General features: G+C 64.1%; 13 protein-coding genes, 2 tRNA genes and 1 pseudogene. 12 read left to right on the plus strand and 4 right to left on the minus strand.

The genetic code is table 11. From position 1 onward, the window contains the following. Positions 1-37 precede the first annotated feature (37 nt). Positions 38-2,101, minus strand: a complete 2,064-nt coding sequence (gene recG, locus SBA_RS15410; RefSeq protein WP_261935049.1) for an ATP-dependent DNA helicase RecG — start codon at positions 2,099-2,101, stop codon at positions 38-40. 86 nt (positions 2,102-2,187) lie between these two features. Here recG and SBA_RS15415 point away from each other — a divergent pair, with 86 nt between their 5' ends. The 5 genes from SBA_RS15415 (at position 2,188) to SBA_RS15435 (ending at position 7,810) form a co-directional block, all read left to right on the plus strand. Continuing rightward, on the plus strand, positions 2,188-2,454 hold the full coding sequence (locus tag SBA_RS15415; RefSeq protein WP_224549258.1) for an FAD assembly factor SdhE: 267 nt from the start codon (positions 2,188-2,190) through the stop codon (positions 2,452-2,454). Positions 2,455-2,579: 125 nt separating this feature from the next. Continuing rightward, complete coding sequence (gene mfd, locus SBA_RS15420) at positions 2,580-6,053, plus strand: transcription-repair coupling factor (RefSeq protein WP_261935050.1); 3,474 nt, start codon at positions 2,580-2,582, stop codon at positions 6,051-6,053. A 137-nt stretch (positions 6,054-6,190) separates the two neighbouring features. Next, complete coding sequence (locus SBA_RS15425; protein WP_261935051.1) at positions 6,191-6,601, plus strand: hypothetical protein; 411 nt, start codon at positions 6,191-6,193, stop codon at positions 6,599-6,601. A gap of 13 nt (positions 6,602-6,614) precedes the next feature. Beyond that, complete coding sequence (locus SBA_RS15430) at positions 6,615-7,340, plus strand: TorF family putative porin (RefSeq protein ID WP_261935052.1); 726 nt, start codon at positions 6,615-6,617, stop codon at positions 7,338-7,340. A 74-nt stretch (positions 7,341-7,414) separates the two neighbouring features. After that, complete coding sequence (locus tag SBA_RS15435) at positions 7,415-7,810, plus strand: MAPEG family protein (RefSeq protein WP_224549266.1); 396 nt, start codon at positions 7,415-7,417, stop codon at positions 7,808-7,810. Here the strand turns inward: SBA_RS15435 and SBA_RS15440 are convergent. After that, positions 7,807-9,834 (minus strand): putative bifunctional diguanylate cyclase/phosphodiesterase, encoded by a 2,028-nt coding sequence (locus SBA_RS15440; protein ID WP_224549268.1) that lies wholly within the window; start codon positions 9,832-9,834, stop codon positions 7,807-7,809. The genes SBA_RS15435 and SBA_RS15440 overlap by 4 nt on opposite strands. A 139-nt stretch (positions 9,835-9,973) precedes the next feature. On the opposite strand from SBA_RS15440, the gene moaA reads away from it, so the two are divergent. The 3 genes from moaA to SBA_RS15455 all read left to right on the plus strand — a co-directional run bounded on the left by moaA (position 9,974) and on the right by SBA_RS15455 (position 11,908). After that, complete coding sequence (moaA, locus tag SBA_RS15445; RefSeq protein WP_261935053.1) at positions 9,974-10,984, plus strand: GTP 3',8-cyclase MoaA; 1,011 nt, start codon at positions 9,974-9,976, stop codon at positions 10,982-10,984. Next, the gene (locus tag SBA_RS15450; RefSeq protein ID WP_224549272.1) at positions 10,981-11,757 is read left to right on the plus strand and encodes an NAD kinase; all 777 of its coding nucleotides are present in this window, start codon (positions 10,981-10,983) and stop codon (positions 11,755-11,757) included. The genes moaA and SBA_RS15450 overlap by 4 nt, the downstream gene beginning before the upstream one ends. 76 nt (positions 11,758-11,833) lie before the next feature. Next, positions 11,834-11,908, plus strand: a tRNA-Asn gene (locus SBA_RS15455). 200 nt (positions 11,909-12,108) lie between these two features. On the opposite strand, the gene SBA_RS15460 is transcribed toward SBA_RS15455, so the two are convergent. Next, positions 12,109-14,643: a TonB-dependent receptor gene (locus SBA_RS15460; protein WP_261935054.1), complete on the minus strand. Its 2,535-nt coding sequence runs from the start codon at positions 14,641-14,643 to the stop codon at positions 12,109-12,111. Between the two features lie 329 nt (positions 14,644-14,972). On the opposite strand from SBA_RS15460, the pseudogene SBA_RS15465 reads away from it, so the two are divergent. Further along, a pseudogene (locus tag SBA_RS15465) lies at positions 14,973-17,228 on the plus strand (TonB-dependent receptor). Positions 17,229-17,400: 172 nt separating this feature from the next. Next, a tRNA-Asn gene (locus tag SBA_RS15470) sits at positions 17,401-17,475 on the plus strand. On the opposite strand, the gene SBA_RS15475 is transcribed toward SBA_RS15470, so the two are convergent. Then, positions 17,461-18,024: a hypothetical protein gene (locus tag SBA_RS15475; protein ID WP_261935055.1), complete on the minus strand. Its 564-nt coding sequence runs from the start codon at positions 18,022-18,024 to the stop codon at positions 17,461-17,463. The genes SBA_RS15470 and SBA_RS15475 overlap by 15 nt on opposite strands. 178 nt (positions 18,025-18,202) lie before the next feature. On the opposite strand from SBA_RS15475, the gene istA reads away from it, so the two are divergent. Both istA and istB read left to right on the plus strand, forming a co-directional pair. Next, positions 18,203-19,717, plus strand: coding sequence for an IS21 family transposase (istA, locus tag SBA_RS15480; RefSeq protein ID WP_261934293.1), 1,515 nt, complete (start codon positions 18,203-18,205; stop codon positions 19,715-19,717). Next, positions 19,704-20,432, plus strand: a complete 729-nt coding sequence (istB, locus tag SBA_RS15485) for an IS21-like element helper ATPase IstB (protein WP_261934260.1) — start codon at positions 19,704-19,706, stop codon at positions 20,430-20,432. Before istA ends, istB begins: the two co-directional genes overlap by 14 nt. Positions 20,433-20,448 lie beyond the last annotated feature (16 nt).

Below are 20,448 nucleotides of genomic sequence, written 5' to 3' on the forward strand. Positions count from 1 at the left end.
TTGCAGCAAAAAAGAGACGAGCGGTTCCGTTGGAAGGCTATCCGCCCCGTAACAACCCCACAGCCGCATCCTTCTCGAACAGATACAGACATGTCCGCGCCGCCTGCCCCCGCGCGCTGTCCAGCCCACCGTCCCGTTCGATCAGCAAATGCGCATCGTCCCGCGCGCTATCCACCAGCGCCGCGACATGCTCCGGCGTTGCGACCTTCAGTTCCGCCTCTCCCGACTGGCGCGTGCCCAGCACTTCGCCCGCGCCACGCAGCTTCAGATCCTCCTCGGCGATCCGGAATCCGTCATTCGTCTCGCGCATCAGCGCCAGTCGCGCGCGCGACGTCTCGCCCAGCGCATTGCCGCGCAGCAGCAGGCAGACCGACGGCTTGTCGCCACGCCCCACGCGCCCACGTAGCTGGTGGAGTTGCGCGAGGCCGAACCGCTCCGCCCCCTCGATGATGATGAGGCTGGAGTTGGGCACATCCACGCCCACTTCGATCACCGTCGTCGCCACCAATATCTGCGTGCGATTGGCGGCAAAGGCCTCCATCGCCGCATCCTTGTCCGGTCCCTTCATCCGGCCATGGACAAGGCCTACACGCGCCCCGAACCGCTGCCGCAGCGACTCCGCCCGCATTTCCGCCGCGGCCTGATCGCTCGTCTCGCTTTCCTCGACCAGCGGGCACACCCAATAGGCCTGCCCTCCGCCCTCGACATGGCGGGCCAGCGCCTCCACCACCTCGTCCAGCCGGCTGGCGGCCATGACGAGCGTCTGGATTGGCTGACGCCCCGGCGGCATCTCGTCCAGCCGCGACACGTCCATCTCGCCATAATATGTCAGCGTCAGCGTGCGCGGGATCGGCGTCGCCGTCATCACCAGCAGATGCGGAGACCGTTCCGCCTTGCTCGCCAGCATCATGCGCTGCGCCACGCCGAAGCGATGCTGCTCGTCGATCACGGCCAGACCCAGCGCCTTATACTGCACCGCTTCCTGAAAGATGGCGTGGGTGCCGACAAGGATGTCGATGCTGCCGTCCGCCAGCCCCATCAGCGTGGCTTCCCGGACCTTGCCCTTCTCACGCCCGGTCAGGATCGCGATCTCGATCGGCAGGCCCGACGCCATTTTCCGCAGCGTCTCATGATGTTGCCGCGCCAAAATCTCGGTCGGCGCCAGCATCGCACCCTGCATCCCGGCCTCGACCGCGTTCAGCAGCGCCATCAGCGCCACCAAGGTCTTGCCCGACCCGACATCGCCCTGAAGCAGCCGCAGCATCGGCGTCGCCTGCGCCATGTCGCCTTCGATCTCGCCGATCGCCCGTCGCTGCGCGCCCGTAGGCGCGAAGGGCAATTTCAGCATGTCCCGCAATCGCCCATCGCCCTGGATCGAGACGCCCCGCCGCCTGCGCGAGGATTGCCGCACCAGCATCAGCGCCAACTGTCCTGCGAAAATCTCGTCATAGGCCAGTCGCTCGCGCGCCATGGCGTCGGACGGGTCGGCATGAACCCGACCCAGCGCTTCGCGCCAGGCAGGCCAATCCTTGCGCGCCAGCAGGCTCGGCTCGATCCATTCGGGCAGGTCGGGCGCGCGGCTCAGCGCCTGTCCCGCAATGTCACGCATCCGGTTGTTGGTCAGCCCTTCGGATAGCCCATAGACAGATTCGCGCGGCGGCACCGTGCCGCCTTCTTCGGGCGGCAACACATAGTCCGGGTGGACGATCTGGAGATTGTCGCCATAGGCCTCCAGCTTCCCCGACACGAATTTCGGCTCGTTCAATGGCAGCAATTTGCGCGGCCAGCCGCTATTCCGGCCGAAATAGACCAGCGCCACATGATTGCCGTAGCGATCGACCGCATCGACGCGAAAGGGCGCGCGCGCGCTGCCGCTGGCGCGATAATCGACCGGCGTCAGTTCGATCCCGACCACTCGCCCGGCATCGGCCATGTCCAGCCTGTCGGTCAGGTGGCGGTCCACCCAGCTAACCGGCAGATGAAAGGCGACATCGACCGCCCGCGCCAGCCCCAGCCGCTCCAGAGGACGGGCCAGCGTGGGGCCGATCCCCTTGAACAGGGATATTTCGGCAAAGAGCGGATTGAGAATATCGGGTCGCATGGCTATCTGGCTGCCTGTAGCTGAGCAGGGGCGGTCATACAAATCCCCGATCGGCCATTTTGCCATGCCCGCAAAAGGAACAAATTGTGAACGACACCCCCCTGATGCGCCGTCTGAAATTTCGGGCCTGGCACCGCGGCACGCGCGAATCGGATTACACGGTCGGCGGTTTCTTCGAACGCTATCATGCAGAATGGAATGCGGAAGAGATCGATTGGTTCGAACGGTTCATGGAGGAGCAGGACGCCGACATCATCGGCTGGGCGCTCGGCACCATCCCAGTGCCGGACGAATGGAAAGGCCCGATGATGGACAAGTTCCTGAAGCTCGATTTCGTGAAGATCGAGAACTGATCCTCGTCATCCCCGCGACCCGAATAGCGGCCGCAAGCCAGCGCGGGGATCCATCTCCCAACGGACCAATTAGGCGACAGGCCGGGAGATAGATTCCCGCCTTCGCGGGAATGACGAAAAACAGAATGACCGATCTCCAGAAAATCCTGAAGGCGAAGGCGCCGCTCACCCTGTCCGGCGTGCCCGCAGGCTTCCAGCCCTGGCTGCTGGCCGACATCGCCCGCGCGGCGGGGGCCGCTGGCGGCCGTGCCGTCTTCATCGCGTCCGACGAACAGTTGATGCGTGCGGTCGCAGACACGGCGCATTATTTCGCGCCAGAGATCGAGATCATCGAAATCCCGGCCTGGGACTGCCTGCCCTACGATCGCGCCAGCCCCTCGCTGCGCGCCGCCTCCGCGCGCCTGGCGGGACTCCATGCGCTGCAAGCCCCGCCCAAAGGCCCCCAACTGGTCCTCACCACGCTGGCGGCCATGACCCAGCGCACGCTCACCCCCTTCCGCGTGCGCCAGCTCGTCGCGAAACTCGCGCCCAAGGAACGGATCGCGATCCAGACGCTGGCCGCCATGCTCCAGGCCAACGGCTATGTCCGTACCGACACGGTCCACGACCGGGGCGAATTCGCCATTCGCGGCGGCATCGTCGACCTGTTCCCCGGCGGCGAGGAACAACCGCTCCGCCTCGATTTCTTCGGCGACGAGATCGAGACGGTCCGCCGATTCGACGCGGCCGACCAGCGCACGATCGAAAATGTCGATGGCTTCACCCTCCTCCCCGCCTCCGAAGCGCTGCTGGACGAAGACACGATCAAGCGGTTCCGCAGCCGCTACCGCGAAACGTTCGGCGCGACCGCGACCGGCGACCCGCTCTATCAGGCGGTCAGCGACGGCCGCCGCCTGGCGGGCATGGAACATTGGCTCCCCCTGTTCGAGGAAAAGCTCGTCCCCCTCGCCGACCATCTGGGCGATGACGCCGTCCTGATCCGCGATCCCGGCGTCGCGGGCGCGGCGGAAAACCGGTTCGAGGCGATCCGCGACTATCATGCCAACCGCGTCCAGGCGAAGTCGGCCGATCCTGGCGCCTACCGTCCGCTCAAACCCGACTCGCTCTATCTCGACGCCACCGAATGGGACGCCGCCGTCGCCACGCGGCGGATGCACCACACCACGCCCTTCCACGAACCGGAAAGTGCAACCGTCCTCGACTTCGCCGTCGACGGCCCCCGTGATTTCGCCCCCGAACGCGCGCAGAACAGCAACATCTACGAAGCGGTCAGCAAGCATATCGCCAGCCTGCGCCGGACCCAAAAAAAGATTGTCATCGCCAGCTATTCGCTCGGCGCACGCGAACGCCTGTCCGGCCTGCTCGCCGACCATGACGTCCCCCGCCTCGCCACCGCCGACGGCTGGCAAGAGGCGCTGGGCGTCGCCGCCAATGGCAGCGTGACGCTCACCGTCCTGCCCCTCGACCACGGCTTCACCGCACCCGACGTTGCCGTCCTCACCGAACAGGACATGCTCGGCGACCGCCTGGTCCGTCGCGCCAAGCGCAAGAAAAGCGCCGACGCCTTCCTACAGGAACTGGCCACCCTCTCGCCCGGCGACCTCGTCGTCCACATGGATCACGGCATCGGCCGCTATGAAGGGCTGACGCAGATTCCGGTCAGCAAGGCCGCCCATGATTGCGTCGCCCTGACCTATGCTGGTGGCGACAAACTCTACGTTCCGGTTGAAAATCTCGAAGTTCTCTCCCGCTACGGCAGCGAGAATGAAGGCGTCAGCCTCGACAAGCTGGGCGGCGAAGCCTGGCAGCGGCGCAAGGCGAAGATGAAGGAGCGCATCCGCGAAATCGCGGGCGAACTCCTGAAAACCGCCGCCGAGCGCGCCCTGCGCGCCGCCACCGTCGCCGAACCGGATCAGGCCGGATACCCCGCCTTCGTAGATCGCTTCCCCTATCAGGAGACGGACGATCAGGACCGCGCGATCAACGACGTGGTGGAGGATCTGGGATCGGGCAAGCCCATGGACCGCCTTGTCTGCGGCGACGTCGGCTTCGGCAAGACCGAGGTCGCGCTCCGCGCGGCCTTCGTCGCGGCCATGGCCGGAATGCAGGTCGTGGTCATCTGCCCGACTACCCTGCTCGCGCGCCAGCATCATATGCAGTTCGAGGAGCGGTTCCGCGGCTTCCCGGTCAATATCGGCCGCCTCTCCCGCCTCGTCCCGGACAAGGAGGCGAAGGCGACCAAGGCGGGCCTGGCCGACGGCACGATCGACATCGTCGTGGGCACCCACGCGCTGCTCGCCAAGGGGTTGGAGTTCAAGCGGCTCGGCCTCGTCATCGTGGACGAGGAACAGCGGTTCGGCGTCACCCATAAGGAACGGCTGAAGTCCCTCAAGACCGACGTCCATGTCCTGACCCTCACTGCAACGCCGATCCCCCGCACGCTGCAAATGGCGATGTCGGGCTTGCGCGAACTATCGGTCATCCAGACCCCGCCGGTCGATCGCCTCGCGGTGCGCACCTACATCATGCCCTGGGACGGCGTCGTCATCCGCGAAGCGCTGCTACGTGAACATTATCGCGGCGGACAGAGCTTCTTCGTCGTCCCCCGCATCGCCGACCTGACCGAGATCGAGGAGTATCTCCGCAACGAGGTGCCGGAGATCAAGGCCATCGTCGCCCATGGCCAGATGAGCGCAACCGAAGTGGAGGAGCGCATGTCCGCCTTCTACGACAAGCGCTACGATGTGCTGCTGTCCACCACCATCGTGGAATCCGGCCTGGACATCCCCAGCGCCAACACGCTCATCATCCATCGTGCCGACCGCTTCGGCCTTGCCCAGCTCTACCAACTCCGCGGCCGCGTCGGCCGATCCAAGACGCGCGCCTATGCCTATATGACGACACCCGCCAACCGTATCATCACGGAAACGGCGGAAAAGCGGCTCAAGGTTCTCTCGGACCTCGACACGCTGGGCGCTGGCTTCCAGCTTGCCTCCCACGATCTCGACATTCGCGGCGCGGGCAACCTGGTCGGTGACGAACAGTCGGGCCATATCAAGGAAGTCGGCTTCGAACTCTACCAGTCGATGCTGGAAGAGGCGATCATGGACGCCAAAGCCGGCGGCGTCGGCATCGAAAAACGCAGCGACAGCTTCTCCCCCCAGATCAGCGTCGACGCGCCCATCCTCATCCCCGACGATTATGTGCCGGACCTCGATCTGCGCATGGGCCTCTATCGCCGTATCAACGAAATCGAGGACCGTCAGGGCCTCGAATCCTTCGCCGCCGAACTGATCGACCGTTTCGGCAAGCTCCCGCTGCCCACGCAAAACCTGCTCAAGATCATAGAGATCAAGCAGAATTGCATGACGGCGAACATCGCCAAAATCGACATGGGTGCCAAGGGCGCGCTGGTCAGCTTCTTCGAAGACCGCTTCCCCAATCCCGCGGGTCTGGTCGCCTACGTCCAGCGCCTGGATGGCGTCGCCCGCCTGCGCCCCGACAGCAAGATCGTCGTCAATCGCGCCTGGCCCGATCCGCAGGCGCGCCTGAACGGCGCTTTGCAACTGTCGAAGGGGCTGGCCAAGGCGGCGGGGTAAAACGGATCGCGTCGCTTCCACCTAGACCCTCAAGTCGCCATTCCTCATCATCCAGCAAACAAGCAGCAACAGGGGAAACCTAAATCCGCTTTTGACGACCGGCCAGCAAAGTCCGGCGTCACAGCAGGAGAATTGACATGAGCATCACCCTAATCGCGCTCGCGGCTGCCGCCGCGTCCCATAGCGTCTCGATCGAACATCACGGCCAGCTGCTCGGCGCAACCTACACCGCCCGCGCGGAAATGCGCACCAGGACCGTTGGCGCCAAAGTCCCCAACCGGATGGACGCCCAGCGCTGCCAATGGACCGCGACCATCGTCGTTGATCGCAAGCTGGACCATGGCCCGGCGCTGGCCCGCACTATCGCGACCGACAAGCAGTTTTCTGGCAGCGAAGCAGGCGCCTGCACCCCCGGCCGCCAGTCGGGCGAGCGCAATCTCGCCCAGCATCAGGACAAGATTGCGGCGCATCTGATCGCGGTGGCGCAGGCCGATCGCGCGCCGCTGATGGCCGAACTGGATTCGGTGCGCAATCTTGCATCGAATTGATCGCTTGCCCCGCATGGCATGGCTGGGAGCGATCATGCTCGCCGGCCATGCCGTTCCGGCCGCCGCGCAGATGGCGTCCGACCCGACCGTCACACTCGAAGCCGCCAGCGACGAACGCCGCCGCGGCCTCGACTGGAGCGACGGCGATCCCGTGCTGCGCGGAACGGTGTCGGTGCCGGTCGCGCAAGGGCTCAGCCTCGACGGCGCGGCCACCACGCTCTGGGGCAGCAACCGCCATGGCGACGCCGATGCCGTGATCGACCTGGGCGCCACCTATATGCGGCAACTAGGCGGCTGGCGGCTGAGCGCGGAGGGGCGCTACCATCTCTTCCCCGGCGCATCCGGCGCGAATGGCGACGGATGGGGCTATGGCGAAGTCGGCGCGATCGCCGGTTTCTCACTCGGCCCTGCCAGCATGGATTTGGCCGCTCGCTATGCCCCGCGCCAGTCGGCGATCGGCGGCGACAACCTCTATCTGTCGGCCAGTTCGGCTGTCGGCATCCCCGGCACACCGCTTACGCTGTCGGGCCATGTCGGCCACTCTTCGGGCGATGTACGTGACGCCCCGCGCGCCACACGGCTCCGTCCCGATGGCGGCTATTGGGACCATGGCGTTGCGCTCGACTGGTATAGGGGCCGCTGGTCCGCCGGTCTGCGCTATGCCAACAGCAGCATCGACGGCCCCGCCAGCCGCCATGCCGGCGCCAGCCTGATCGCCAGGGTCGGATTGACGCTTTAGGCCACCGCCTATTCCGCTTGTTATGCAGCGGCCGCAGACCTATCCTTCCCCCTCCATATGGAGGGGGAAATATCATGCCCGTCGAACTCACGATCCTGGCCTGGTCCATGGTTCTGCTGCTGGTCCACATATTCGCCGCGGCCCATGTGAAGACGAAGCAATATGGCCCCAAATGGAATATGGGCGCCCGCGACGAAAAACTGCCGCCCCTCCATCCGCTCGCGGGACGTCTGGTCCGCGCGGAAGCCAATTTCAAGGAAACCCTGCCCATCGCCATCGTCGCGCTTATTGGCGTGGTGGCGGCGGACAAGACCAGCGAATGGACGGCCATGGGCGGCTGGATTTGGCTGGGCGCGCGGGTCGTCTATCTGCCGCTCTACGCAGCGGGCATCCCGGTGGTCCGCACCGTCATCTTCCTGGCTAGCCTGGTCGGTATATTGATCGCCCTCTGGCCGCTGCTGACTGTCTAAGTCGCCAGGACCAGATTGATGAGGTCGGCGGAAGACACGCCCGCCGACCGCAGGAAGCCCTGATAAAAATCGCATCCCTCGCGGGCGAGCAGATGCAATTGCTCCTCCGTCTCCACGCCCTCGGCGATCACTTTGAGGCCCAGAGACTTGGCCATGTGGATGACACCGCGCACGATAATGCGGTCGCGGGCCGTGCCGGCAATATCCTGCGCCAGTCCGCTGTCGATCTTGAGATAGTCTAGCGGCAGATTCTTGAGATAGGAGAGGCTGGAATAGCCGGTGCCGAAATCGTCGATCGCCACCCCCAGCCCTTCCGTCCTCAACGCCGTGAGCAGCGCCGACGCCGCGCCGACATCCTCGATCAGCCCGCTTTCGGTAATCTCCACCGTCAGGCGCGACCGTGGGAAGCCGCTGCGATCCACCAGCCCCAGCAGACCGGTCATGAAGCCCGGCTGGGCGATGTCGGCCGCGGTGACATTGATCGACAGACGCAGGTCGGACAGCGCGCGCGGCCAGGCCGCCGCCTGCCGCAACGCCTCCGCCTGGATATGCGCCGACAGCGGCAACATATAGTCGGATCGTTCGGCGGTAGCGAATAAAATGCCTGCGCCCAGCGGCCCGTAATGGGGATGATTCCAGCGCGCCAGCGCCTCCACGCCGCTGATCTTGTCGCTGTCGACCGGATATTGCGGCTGGAACACGATGCCGATCTCGCCCCGGTCCAGAGCCAGGCGCAGGTCCGTCTCCAGCCGGTCGGCATCTACCTGGCGGCTATGTTTTTCGGCCGACAGGATGCGGATGCCCTCTCCGCCCGCCTGCCGCGCGTCGGACAGTGCCGTGCCCGCACGCCGCAGCAACTGGGTGGCGTCATCCTCCGTCCGGGCCTGCGCAATGCCGCAACGGGCGATCAGGCGGATGAGGTGATCGCCCGCGCTGAACGGCTGCCCGACCGCGCCGATCAGTTGCCGCGCCAGAAAGGTCGCCCGGTCACTCCCGGCTGCTTCGCCGGTCAGGCCGACCAGAAATTCCGTTCCCGCGATGCGGGCGACCATGGTGCCGGGCGCGACATCGTCGACCATCCGCTCGATCCGCCGCGCGATCCGGCCCAGCAGAGCGTCGCCGACAACCTGGCCATAGGCCGCGTTCATCCGGTCGAACTGGCTGATCGACAGTAGCAGGATCGTGGTGGCAAGGCCCGCCCGCCGATCCAGCCAGTCGAGCGCCGCCTGACGCGACCGCAGCCCGGTCAGATAATCGCGCGTGGCGCCATCCTGCGCCTGCCCGTCCGACAACCACTCGACATCGGCGGCGATCGCACCGTCGCTATGGCGCAGATGATGGACCAGCCGCTGGCCCGGTCGTTCGGGCAAGGCATGGGCGAGCGCAGCCGGTCGCCCTGCGCGCCGCATCGCTCTCAGCCCGGCCAGCACCGCCCGACGCTCGACACGGGGCAGCCGGCGCACCAGCGCGGCCGGCGCGATCCGCGTGTCGTCCAATCCCATATGCCGCGCCAGATTGTCGCTCAACCGCAACTGTCCGTCACGCCCGAGCGCCCAATAGAGCGCGTCGCCGCGCCGGATGCGCTGCGCGCGCTGGTTATGCGCGACACCGCCGCCCAGCCTTTCCACCAGTCGATGCGCGGACGCCAGGGCGGCGCGCAAGCCCATGTCGCTGATCGGCCCCACCAGATAATGGGTCGCGCCAACCGCCAGCAAGGCAGGAGCCTGGTCCAGATGCTCCGGATCGATCAATATCAGTATCGCACCGCCGCCCGCTTCCATCGCCGGGACCAGCGGCGTCAGCAGCGCCTCGACATTGCCGCCGCCGCGCAAATCGACCAGGGCCACCTGCGCTTCGCTATGCAGATAACGCTGCGGCGCATCCTTCGCTCTTCGTGCGCCAATAGCGCGCCAGCCGGCACGCTGCGCGGCCTGGCTTAATCCGTCGCGGTCTCCGGGCGACAGGATGAACAGGCTGCGCTGGCCCCCGCCGCTCTGGTCCCCGCCGCTCTGGTCCGCGCTCACAATCTTCTTTCCCCGGCGCCGCGCATCGCCACGCCCTAGCATATAGGCGTTACCGACCTCTTGCCTCGTCTGCAACTTCCTATGGTCCCCGCAAGCCGCGACGCTTGCACCGGCCATGTCCATCGCCTAGCTAGTCGGCATGGCCATGGCCGATCCCTCACGCACATTGATGACCGACGGCCTGGGCCGCCGGATCAGCTATCTGCGCATTTCGGTCACTGACCGCTGCGACTTGCGCTGCCGCTATTGCATGGCGGAAAAGATGCAGTTCCTGCCCAAGAATCAGGTGCTGACGCTGGAGGAGATCGCGCTGCTGGCCGATCTTTTCATCGCACGCGGTATCCGCAAGATTCGCCTGACCGGTGGCGAGCCGTTGGTGCGGCGGGACATCGGCGATCTGGTTCGCCGGATCGGGCGGCACATCGGCGCGGAGTTGGAGGAACTGACCCTCACCACCAACGGCACGCGGCTGGCCGACCATGCGGAGATGCTGGCGGATGCGGGCGTGCGGCGGATCAATGTCAGCCTGGACAGCCGCGATCCCGAGCGCTTCGCCCATGTCACCCGCGGCGGGAAGATTGATCAGGTCTTCGCCGGGCTGGACGGCGCGCGTGCCGCGGGGCTTGCGGTCAAGATCAACATGGTCGCGCTCAAGGGCGTCAATGACGATGAAATCCTGCCGATGCTGCGCTGGTGCGGCGAAGAAGGGTTCGACCTGACCCTGATCGAAACCATGCCACTCGGCAACACCGGTGAGGATCGCACCGACCATTATCTGCCGCTGACCCTGGTCGCCGACCGCATTCGCGCCGAACATGCGCTCACCCCCCTCTCCCACCGGACTGGCGGCCCTGCCCGCTATCATGCGGTCGAGGGGATGGGCATCAAACTGGGCCTCATCACCCCGCTCACCCAGAATTTCTGCGCCGACTGCAACCGTATCCGCATGACGTGCGAGGGCAAGATATTCATGTGCCTGGGCCATGAGGACCATGTCGACTTCAAGGCGGCCCTGCGTGAAGGCGGCCTGACCGCTGTAGAACCCCTGATCGACCGGGCGTTGCGGCTGAAGCCCGCCGCTCACGACTTCCGCATCGGCGCGGGCGAAGGCGCCGCCACGCAGCGTCATATGAGCGTCACCGGCGGATGAGCAGCGAACCAAGGCGCGCTCTGGTCGCGTCCCCCACCCAGGCTGCGCGGGCGGCTGAGGAACGGTTGCGCGCCGCCTATGACTTCGTGCCGGTCGAGCAGGCCGACATGATCATCGCGCTCGGCGGCGACGGCTTCATGCTCCAGACGCTCCATTCGATGCTGGAAGGGCGGCGGATCGTCCCCATCTTCGGCATGAACCTGGGCACGGTCGGCTTCCTGATGAACGAATGGCGGCTGGAACGGCTCGACCAGCGGCTGGACAAGGCCAAGAGCTTCAAGGTCAATCCGCTGCGCATGACGGTCGACACGGTCGATGGTGAGCGCTTCTCCATTCCCGCCATCAACGAAGTGTCGCTGCTGCGCGAAACCCGCCAGACCGCGAAGCTGGAGGTACAGGTAAACGGCCGCACCGTGCTGCCTGAACTGGTGTGCGATGGCGTGCTGGTGGCGACCCCGGCCGGCTCAACCGCCTATAATCTGTCCGCCCACGGGCCGATCCTGCCGCTGGGGTCCGCGCTTGTCGCGCTGACCCCGATCAGTCCGTTCCGTCCCCGGCGCTGGCGCGGCGCCATCCTGCCCGAAAATACGGTCATCCGTTTCATCGTCCTCGATCCCGTCAAGCGCCCGGTCAGCGCCGTGGCCGACCAGCGCGAAGTGCGCGACATCGCGCAGGTGGAGATCGGCATCGACCGCGCGACCCCGCTGACATTGTTGTTCGACCCCGAACATACTCTGGACGACCGCATCGCGGCGGAACAATTCATCGCATAAATTTCCGTCATTTGGCCCTTGCCATGTCAGGAAAGCCGCTGCTATAGGCGCGGCCTGCCCAGCGAAAGCGGGTTGCTCCCCGATAGCTCAGCGGTAGAGCATTCGACTGTTAATCGAATGGCCGTAGGTTCGAATCCTACTCGGGGAGCCACATTCCTACACACGAGACGCGGCTTAGGTCGCCAGGCTTGGTGCCTGGCGGTGCGCTATGTAGCGAAATCCTTTCGGACCAATTTTTGGGTGTGGAAACGTTAGCCTTCGACGTTGGCGACGACCAGATTTCGCGCGCCCCGGCGACTGTCGCCGACAAGCAAAGCCGCCGTCGATCAGGCGCGGACCGCCGATCGCCCGTCATTTTGCACTGCCGAAGCGGAAGCTGGCCGAAATGCCGTAGAAGCGCGGCTCGCCCGCGATGAAAGTCGGCATACCGAGCGCGTCGCCGGCATTGCCCGCATCCTTGACATATTTCCTGTCGAAAGCATTTTCGATAAAGGCCTCGATCCGCCAGTCGCCGCCCACCGCCTCATAGCCCAGCCGCGCATTCGCCAGCGCATAACCCTTTTGCATTTCGTCCTGCAGATTGTCGGCGGCCAGCGCCGCTGGCGGCTGCTGCAAGTCGGACCGGTCATTGTCGTCGTCAAAGAACACCCCCGATTGCCAGGTGACGCTGGGCGAGAAGGCGACGCGACCGGGACCGGCCGGCACGCTCAGTATCGCACCGAGCGATGCGCTGTGATCGGGTGACAGGCGAAAGCGGTTGCCGTCGCGAATGCCCGCCTTGAACCGGCTGTGATTATAGGCGTAACTCGCATACAGACTGATCAGATCATCGGGCACCCAACGCGCTTGCCCCTCAAAACCATAGCTTTCGGCCTTGCCGGCATTGGTGGTGACGGTCTGCGTGCCTTGCTGCACGGTCGTCTGGAAATTGTCATACTGGTAAAAGAAGACCGATCCGTCGAGGAACAGGCTGTGGTTGGCGAATGCCGTCTTCGCACCGAGTTCGTAGCTGTCGACCGTCTCCGATGGCAGCACCGTGAAACTGGTCGCGCCGAAGGGCGCAGCCGGGCCGGTGGGCGCGAGGATTTCGGGACGTCGGCCCCTGGCATAGGTCGCATAGACGCTGGCGCCTTCGCCGGGCATGAAGCGCGCGGTGAGGCGCCAGGAAAAGCCGCCATTCTTGTGGCTGGCGCTGTCGACCCCGCCATTGCCTGCGGTCGGCTGGCTGCCGAGGCCGAAGAGCGGCACTGGATAGGCGGCCGACGTCGGAATGGCGGCAGCGCCGGGCACCGACAATGCGCCGAGCAGCGCATCTCGCACCGCCGCGGGTTGCCCTAGCGCACCGATAACCCCGCCCAGGATTGATCGGCCGTTCAGCACAGACGCCGTATAGCCGCCCCGCTTGTCGTCATGGCTGTAGCGCAGCCCACCGCCGATCTCGAACCTGTCCGATAGACGAATCGTGACGTCACCGAAGAGGTCGAGCGCCCTGGTTTGCGCGCTATTGCTGTTGGATTCCAAGTGGTTGGATTTGAGATTAGCGGCGATCGCCTGCGCCTGCGCACTCGACATAGGCGCACCATAGGCGGCGGTTACGCCCTGCAGCAGCGCGCCTGTGAAGGCCGGGCTGGCAAGCAGCGCCGCGGGAAGGGGATCGCTGGCCGGCCGTCCGGGAATGGCGCCGCCGCCGTTGAGCGCACCGGCAAGGCGCGCCAGCAGCGCTCGTTCGTCCAACTGCGCAGACGCGCGCTGAAAGCCGGTTTCGTGGAAATAGCTCGCACCGACGAACGCCGTCAGCGGACCATTTTCATAAGTGAAGCGCAATTCCTGGCTCGTCTGTTCGCCATGCGCCTGCTCTGCGGCGGTCAGTATCGGCAGCGACAGGCCGTCGGCGTCGAAAATTTCCAGCGTATCGAACTTGCGGAAGGCGGTAATGGAGGTGAGGGTGAAGCTTTCGTCGAGCTTCAGCTTCGCGATGCCGGTCACGCCCCAGACTTGCCGATCGAGTCCGAGGGGCTTGCCGCCTTCAAAGCCCGCTCCCGGCGATAGCGTCGCACCACTATTGCGCCCGCGATTCCCGATCACGGTGCCGGTCGCCGGATCGGTCGGGTTGTAGGCGATCGACTTGAAGGCGGTGCCTTCGGGCGTGTCCTTCTGATAATTGCCGACCAGGTCGAAGCTCAGAACCCCGGCTTCTCCATGAAAACTGCCGCGCAGCGCATAGGTGTCGGCGGAGTTGAAATCCTCGCCCCCCAGCAGATTTTCGACATAGCCGTCACGTTTGCGCATCCGACCCGCGAGGCGGATGGCCATGTCGTCCCCGATCGGCGCATTCACCATGGCTTCGGCGAGAAAGGCATTGTAATTGCCATAGGATGCCTTGCCGGCGCCTTCGAAAATGCTTGGTTTCGCCTTGTTCTGAACGATGTTGACCGCACCGATCAGCGCACCGCGACCGTAAAGCGTCGACTGCGGCCCTTTGGCGACCTCGACCCGGCTGATGTCGAACAGTTCGACATAGGAACCGCGCGACTTGGAAATCGACACGCCGTCCTGAAACACCGACACGCGCGGTTCGTTGAAGGCCGTGCCGCTGTCCGATGTGATTCCCCGCATCACGAAGCCGGGATTGTTGGGCGACTGATTCTGGACCTCGAAACCCGGGACGTAACGGGACAGTTCGTCGAATTCCTCAATACCGAATCGATCGAGTTGTTCACTGCCGATCGCGGTCAAGGCCATCGGCACGTCGATCGGATCCTGTTCGCGCAATTGAGCGGTCACGATGATCGTTCCGTCATTGTCGCCCGGCGTTTGCGCATAAACGTTGGCGCGGGACAGCGCAGCCAGACTGATCGCCACAAGAACCAAAGAGCGGATTTTCATGATGTTTATCCCTTTGCATGCGGCGCTAAGCGCTCCGTATGAAAGGCGCGTGACCGTCCGTCCAGACCGGCGGCACGCTCCCACTGTGACGCGAATGCCACAAGCCGCCGCTTTGCGACGAGCCGCCGAGACACAGAAACATATTGTAACATTATCGACATGTCGTCGCCTTAGCGGCAGCCATAGAGGGTGGTGACGACAGGTCGGGCGACGGCCCTTCCTTCAGCCATTCGGACGCAGGTCCGGCTGCGTTGCATATCTGGCCTTCAGAACCATATCATTATCGGGGAAATATCGTGTCCAAAATCCTATCCGGTCGGCCGGCGCTGATGCTGGCGGCAGCGCTTGGCGCGCTCTCATCTGCTCAGGCGAGTCATGCTCAGGAAGCCGCGGTAGACGGCCGGCTGGACGAAATCGTCGTGACCGCCGAACGTCGCTCGGAAAATCTGCAGAAGGTGCCTGTTTCAGTCGGCGTCGTTCAGGGGGACCAGTTGCGCGCGTTGCAGAGCGGCGGCGGCGACATATTGGAACTGGCCGCGCGCGTTCCCGGCCTCTACGCCGAAACCACCACCGGCCGCATTTTCCCGCGCTTCTACATTCGCGGCCTGGGCAATATCGACTTCTACCTCGGCGCCTCGCAGCCGGTATCCATCATCCAGGACGATGTCGTGCTGGAGCATGTCGTGCTGAAATCGAATCCGCTGTTCGACGTCGCGCAGGTCGAAGTGCTGCGCGGCCCGCAGGGTTCGCTGTTCGGCCGCAACACGACTGCGGGTATCATCAAATTCGATACCAACCGTCCGACCATGGACTGGCAGGGCCGGGCTTCGGCCAGCTATGGCAATTATAACAGCGTGACATTCGACGGCGGCGTCGGCGGTCCGATCGTGGCGGACAAGCTCGCCGTCCGCGTCTCGGCGCTCTACCAGCATCGCGACGACTGGGTCGATAACAGCTATTCCGGCCCCAGCGCCGACGGCACGGTATCGCCCAGGAAGGACGCCATGGGCGGCTTCAACGAGAAGGACGTGCGCGTCCAGTTGTTGTTGACGCCCAATGAAACCCTCTCGATGCTGACCAGCTTCCATGCCCGCGACTATGACGGGACATCGACCATCTTCCACCGTGCAGGCCTGGTAAAGGGATCCAAAAGCGTAGCGAATACGCCGCGTAGTTCGGTCGCGCTCGATGAAGCGCACAACAACCCCCAAGCGTACAAGACCTATGGCGCGTCCGAGCATATCGGCATCGACTTCGGTCCGGTCACACTGACCTCCATCACCGCCTATGAAACGACCCAGGGCTATAGCCGCGGCGATACCGATGGCGGCGCAGGCGCCAATTTCCCGGTCGCTGGCGTACCCAACGGCTTCGGTCAGAGTCAGGGCAATATCCGCGATCTCGACCAGCTGACCCAGGAACTCCGCTTCGCCAGCAACGGCGACACGACGTTCAAATGGCAGGTTGGCGGCATGTATTTCGACCAGCATGACACGACCGATTTCTACCAGCGCGCCTTCTTCCTGACCACCGCGGCGCACAATCCCAACAACTGGGTGCGCCTGCGCGACAAGAATAGCAGTTGGGCCGTGTTCGGCCAGGCAAGCTATGAAATCACGCCCGGCTTCACCCTGACCGCCGGTGGCCGCTACACAAAGGACACCAAGGAAACCCGGCTGGTCAAGACTGCCAATACCATCGCAAATGCCGTCACCTATGGCGGTCGCCGCTATGTGAAGCTGACCGGCAAAGAACCCAGCTGGGACGTCAGCGCGCTTTATGAGATCAGCCCGGACGTCAGCGTCTACGCCCGCGTCGCGCGCGGCTTCCGCGGTCCCACCATCCAGGGCCGCTCCGCCGTGTTCAACAGCGATTTCACCACCGCGGACTCCGAAACCATCCTGTCCTGGGAAGCCGGCCTCAAGTCCAGCCTGCTCGACAACCGGTTGCGCTTCAACCTGTCGGGTTTCACATACCGGGTGAAGAATATCCAGCTCAATGGCAACGATGTGAATGGCAACGGCGTCCTCTTCAACGCCGACAAGGCCGACGCGTACGGCATGGAAGCCGAGCTGGAAGCCCGTCCGTTCGAAAATCTGACCCTGTCGGCCGGCCTCAGCTTGCTGCACAGCAAGATCAAGGACAAGAATGTCTACGCTCAGGTGTGCGTCCTGAACGGCGTGGTCGTCTGCACGGTGGAGGATCCGACGATCAAGGTCGGAGCCAACAGCTTCGCCCAGATCGATGGCAATCCGCTGCCTAACGCGCCCAAATATACCGCCAACGTCTCGGCCCGCTACGACGTGCCGCTGGGCAATGGCGGCAAGATCTTCGCCGCAACCGACTGGAACATCCAGGGCTATACCAACTTCGTCCTGTACCGGACGAAGGAGTTCTATTCGAAGGGTGATTTCGAAGGCTGACTGCGGGTCGGCTACAGCGCCCCGGACGGTAAATATGAGATCGCCGCGTTCGCCCGCAACATCACCAACGAGAAAAACCTCAAGGGCGTGATCGAAAACTATATGGCGGCCGTGTTCAACGAACCGCGCGTATTCGGCGTCTCCCTGTCCGGGAAAATCTGATCGCGCGGCGCGGCTCCCTCACGGAGCCGCGCCCGACGATCCCGTCACATCCGGGCCATCTTGCCGCCTGTCATATTGCACCAGCCTTTTTTCGATTTTCAGGCGCGCGACGCTCTTGCCATTTCCAATCAGCCGATGCATAGGCGCGGCCTGTCCGGCGAAAGCCGGTCGTTCCCCGATAGCTCAGCGGTAGAGCATTCGACTGTTAATCGAATGGCCGTAGGTTCGAATCCTACTCGGGGAGCCAAATTGTACGCTGCGATTTTTCGGCCTCTTCTGGCTGATTTTCACGCAACGCAAAATCAGACATTTTGTCAAGCATTCCAAAGGGTTCGTTGAACTCTACTCTTAGCATTCCGCCGGCCCAGACAGTGTTCGATACTAACAGTTTTAAAAGGGCATTTTGGGTGCCTGGAGACTGTTTATTGAACATTTTATGCGCGTTCCGGCCAAGCTCCAGAAGCGCGATACCGTCATCGACAATGAGGTCCTCGGTGCTGTGGAGACCTTCAAGGTGCCGCAAGCAGCGCTCCCGCTCCTCACGCCAGCTCGATGCCATCCGATCGTGCATGTCTCCAGAGATCCGCCCGTCAAGATGATCTACGTAGAGCTTGTCTAACCGCTGCTGCAGGCGATCGGCTTCAGCCCTTAAGCGAGTCATCGTTTCAATCCGTTCGCGACTCCGGTCCGTATGCGACTCGCGAAGGGCGCGTTCGATCAGCGCGAAGACCTGATCGTCCAGATGCAGCCGCGCGAGCTGTTCGGAAAATGCCTCTACCAGCGCCCCCTGCCGCACATATTTCTCCGGGCACTTCTGCTTGTAGCCCGAACAGTGATAGTAGATGTATCGCTCCCGCTTGATTGTGGATCGGCGTGCAAAAAGGACCCCGTTAGCGGGGTGATCGGCGTCTAAAAGGGACCCCTCATTTCGATGGTTTAAACAGCTGCCTGGATTTTCAGGCGGCGAGATCGGGATGTTGGTTTTGGAGACAGTTGTTCGGATCCGGCGCGAGTATGCCGGGGGCAAGGCGATCAAGGCGATCGCGCGGGATCTGCATGTGTCGCGGAAGGTCATCCGTAAGGCGATCCGAGCGCCGGAGGGCGCATTCGACTATCAGCGCAAGATTCAGCCACTGCCCAGGATCGGTCCGTTTCAGGATCGTCTGAACACGCTGCTGGAAGAGAACGAGGTGCGCGGCAGGCGTGAACGGCTGCGGATGACGCGGATCCATGACCTGCTGGTGCGCGAAGGCTTTGAGGGTTCCTACGATGCCGTGCGGCGCTACGCGGCGCGATGGAAGATCGAACGGCGCAAGGATGCCGGCGATGGCGTCACCGCCTTTATCCCGTTGATGTTCAGGCCAGGCGAGGCCTACCAGTTCGACTGGAGCCATGAGGATGTCGAGATCGCCGGCAAGCCGATGCGGGTGAAGGTCGCGCATATGCGACTGTGCGCGTCACGCGGGGTCTATGTCCGAGCCTATCCTCGCGAGAGCCAGGAGATGCTGTTCGACGCGCATGCGCGCGGCTTTGCCTTCTTTGGCGGCGTGCCGGAGCGCGGCATCTACGATAATATGAAGACGGCGGTGACGAGCGTGTTCACCGGCAAGGAACGAGTCTTCAACCGGCGGTTCCTGATCATGACCGACCATTATATGGTCGAGCCCACGGCCTGCTCGCCTGCGGCGGGATGGGAGAAGGGCCAGGTCGAGAACCAGGTGCAGACGATCCGTGGCCGCTTCTTCCAGCCCCGGCTGCGGTTCGCCAGCCTCGAAGAGCTTAATGGCTGGCTGGAGGCCGAGTGTCGGCGCTGGGCGGAACGGCAGGCCCATCCCGAACAGGGAGAGCTGACCGTGGCGCAGGTGCTGGAGATCGAACGATCCGCGCTGCAGCCGATGCTGGGGCCGTTCGACGGCTTCAATGAGAGCGAGCATGCCGTGACGGGCACCTGCCTGATCAGCTTCGACCGCAACCGTTACTCGGTGCTCTCGACGGTGGCACGGCGCACTGTGCAGGTCCGCGCCTATGCCGATCGTATCGTCGTTCGCTGCGGCGAGGAGGTTGTCGCCGAACATCCTCGCTACTTCGGGCGCAACCGCACGATCTATGATCCCTGGCATTATCTGCCGGTGCTGGCCCGCAAGCCCGGCGCGCTGCGGAACGGCGCCCCCTTCCAGGGCTGGGATCTGCCACCGGCGCTTGCCCGCCTGCGCCGCAAGCTGGGTAATGGCGACGATGCTGATCGCCGGTTCGTCCGTGTGCTGTCGGCTGTGTTGACCGATGGCCTGGAGCCTGTCGAAGCGGCGGTGCGCGAGGCACTGGCGACGGGCACGGCAAGCGACGACCTGATCCTGAACATCCTGGCGCGACGCCGGGAACCGCCGCGTCCACTCACGATCATCACCTCCGAGGACAGCGCGCTGCGCCATCCTCCGATCGCCGACTGTGCCCGTTACGACCAGCTGAGGACCTTCGATGCAGCGGCATGACATGATCGAGGCCATGCGCGGGCTCGGGCTCAAAGGCATGGCAGGCGCGTTCGACGATGCGGTCACCACCGGCCTTCAGCGCCAGCGCACCACGATGGAGATATTGACCGATCTTCTGAGGGCGGAAGCGACGCATCGCCACGCCGCGTCGATCCGATACCGGATGGCGGCCGCGAGGCTGCCGATCGTGAAGGACATCGACGCCTTCCGGTTCGAGGGCACCCCGATCAACGAAGGACTGGTGCGTTCATTGCACAGCGGCGCGTTCCTGCCCGCGCGGCGCAATATCGTCCTGGTCGGCGGTACAGGCACCGGAAAGACCCATCTGGCCATCGCCATCACCGCTAATGTCGTGCGCTCGGGTGCGCGGGGCCGCTACTTCAACACCGTTGATCTTGTGACCCGTCTCGAAGAGGAGGCCAGGATCGGCAAAAGCGGCACACTCGCCGCCCAGCTATCCCGCCTCGATCTCATCGTGCTCGATGAACTGGGGTATCTGCCGTTCGCCCGATCGGGCGGCCAGTTGCTGTTCCATCTGATCAGCAAGCTCTACGAGCAAACCAGTGTCATCATCACCACCAACCTCGCCTTCGGGGAGTGGCCCACCGTGTTCGGTGATCCCAAGATGACCACCGCGCTCCTGGATCGCGTCACCCATCATTGCGACATAGTCGAGACCGGCAATGACAGCTGGCGCTTCAAAAACCGGAGCTGATCCTCCCCATCGGCCC

The sequence above is a fragment of the Sphingomonas bisphenolicum genome, assembly GCF_024349785.1.
Taxonomy (GTDB): Bacteria; Pseudomonadota; Alphaproteobacteria; order Sphingomonadales; family Sphingomonadaceae; genus Sphingobium; species Sphingobium bisphenolicum.

Coding starts and splice junctions, on each gene's coding strand:
- istA (WP_261934293.1), top strand. CDS start 18,203: ATGTTGGTTTTGGAGACAGTTGTTCGGATCCGGCGCGAGTATGCCGGG.
- mfd (WP_261935050.1), top strand. CDS start 2,580: ATGACCGATCTCCAGAAAATCCTGAAGGCGAAGGCGCCGCTCACCCTG.
- recG (WP_261935049.1), bottom strand. CDS start 2,101: ATGCGACCCGATATTCTCAATCCGCTCTTTGCCGAAATATCCCTGTTC.
- SBA_RS15435 (WP_224549266.1), top strand. CDS start 7,415: ATGCCCGTCGAACTCACGATCCTGGCCTGGTCCATGGTTCTGCTGCTG.
- istB (WP_261934260.1), top strand. CDS start 19,704: ATGCAGCGGCATGACATGATCGAGGCCATGCGCGGGCTCGGGCTCAAA.
- SBA_RS15460 (WP_261935054.1), bottom strand. CDS start 14,643: ATGAAAATCCGCTCTTTGGTTCTTGTGGCGATCAGTCTGGCTGCGCTG.
- SBA_RS15425 (WP_261935051.1), top strand. CDS start 6,191: ATGAGCATCACCCTAATCGCGCTCGCGGCTGCCGCCGCGTCCCATAGC.
- moaA (WP_261935053.1), top strand. CDS start 9,974: ATGGCCATGGCCGATCCCTCACGCACATTGATGACCGACGGCCTGGGC.
- SBA_RS15430 (WP_261935052.1), top strand. CDS start 6,615: ATGGCATGGCTGGGAGCGATCATGCTCGCCGGCCATGCCGTTCCGGCC.
- SBA_RS15450 (WP_224549272.1), top strand. CDS start 10,981: ATGAGCAGCGAACCAAGGCGCGCTCTGGTCGCGTCCCCCACCCAGGCT.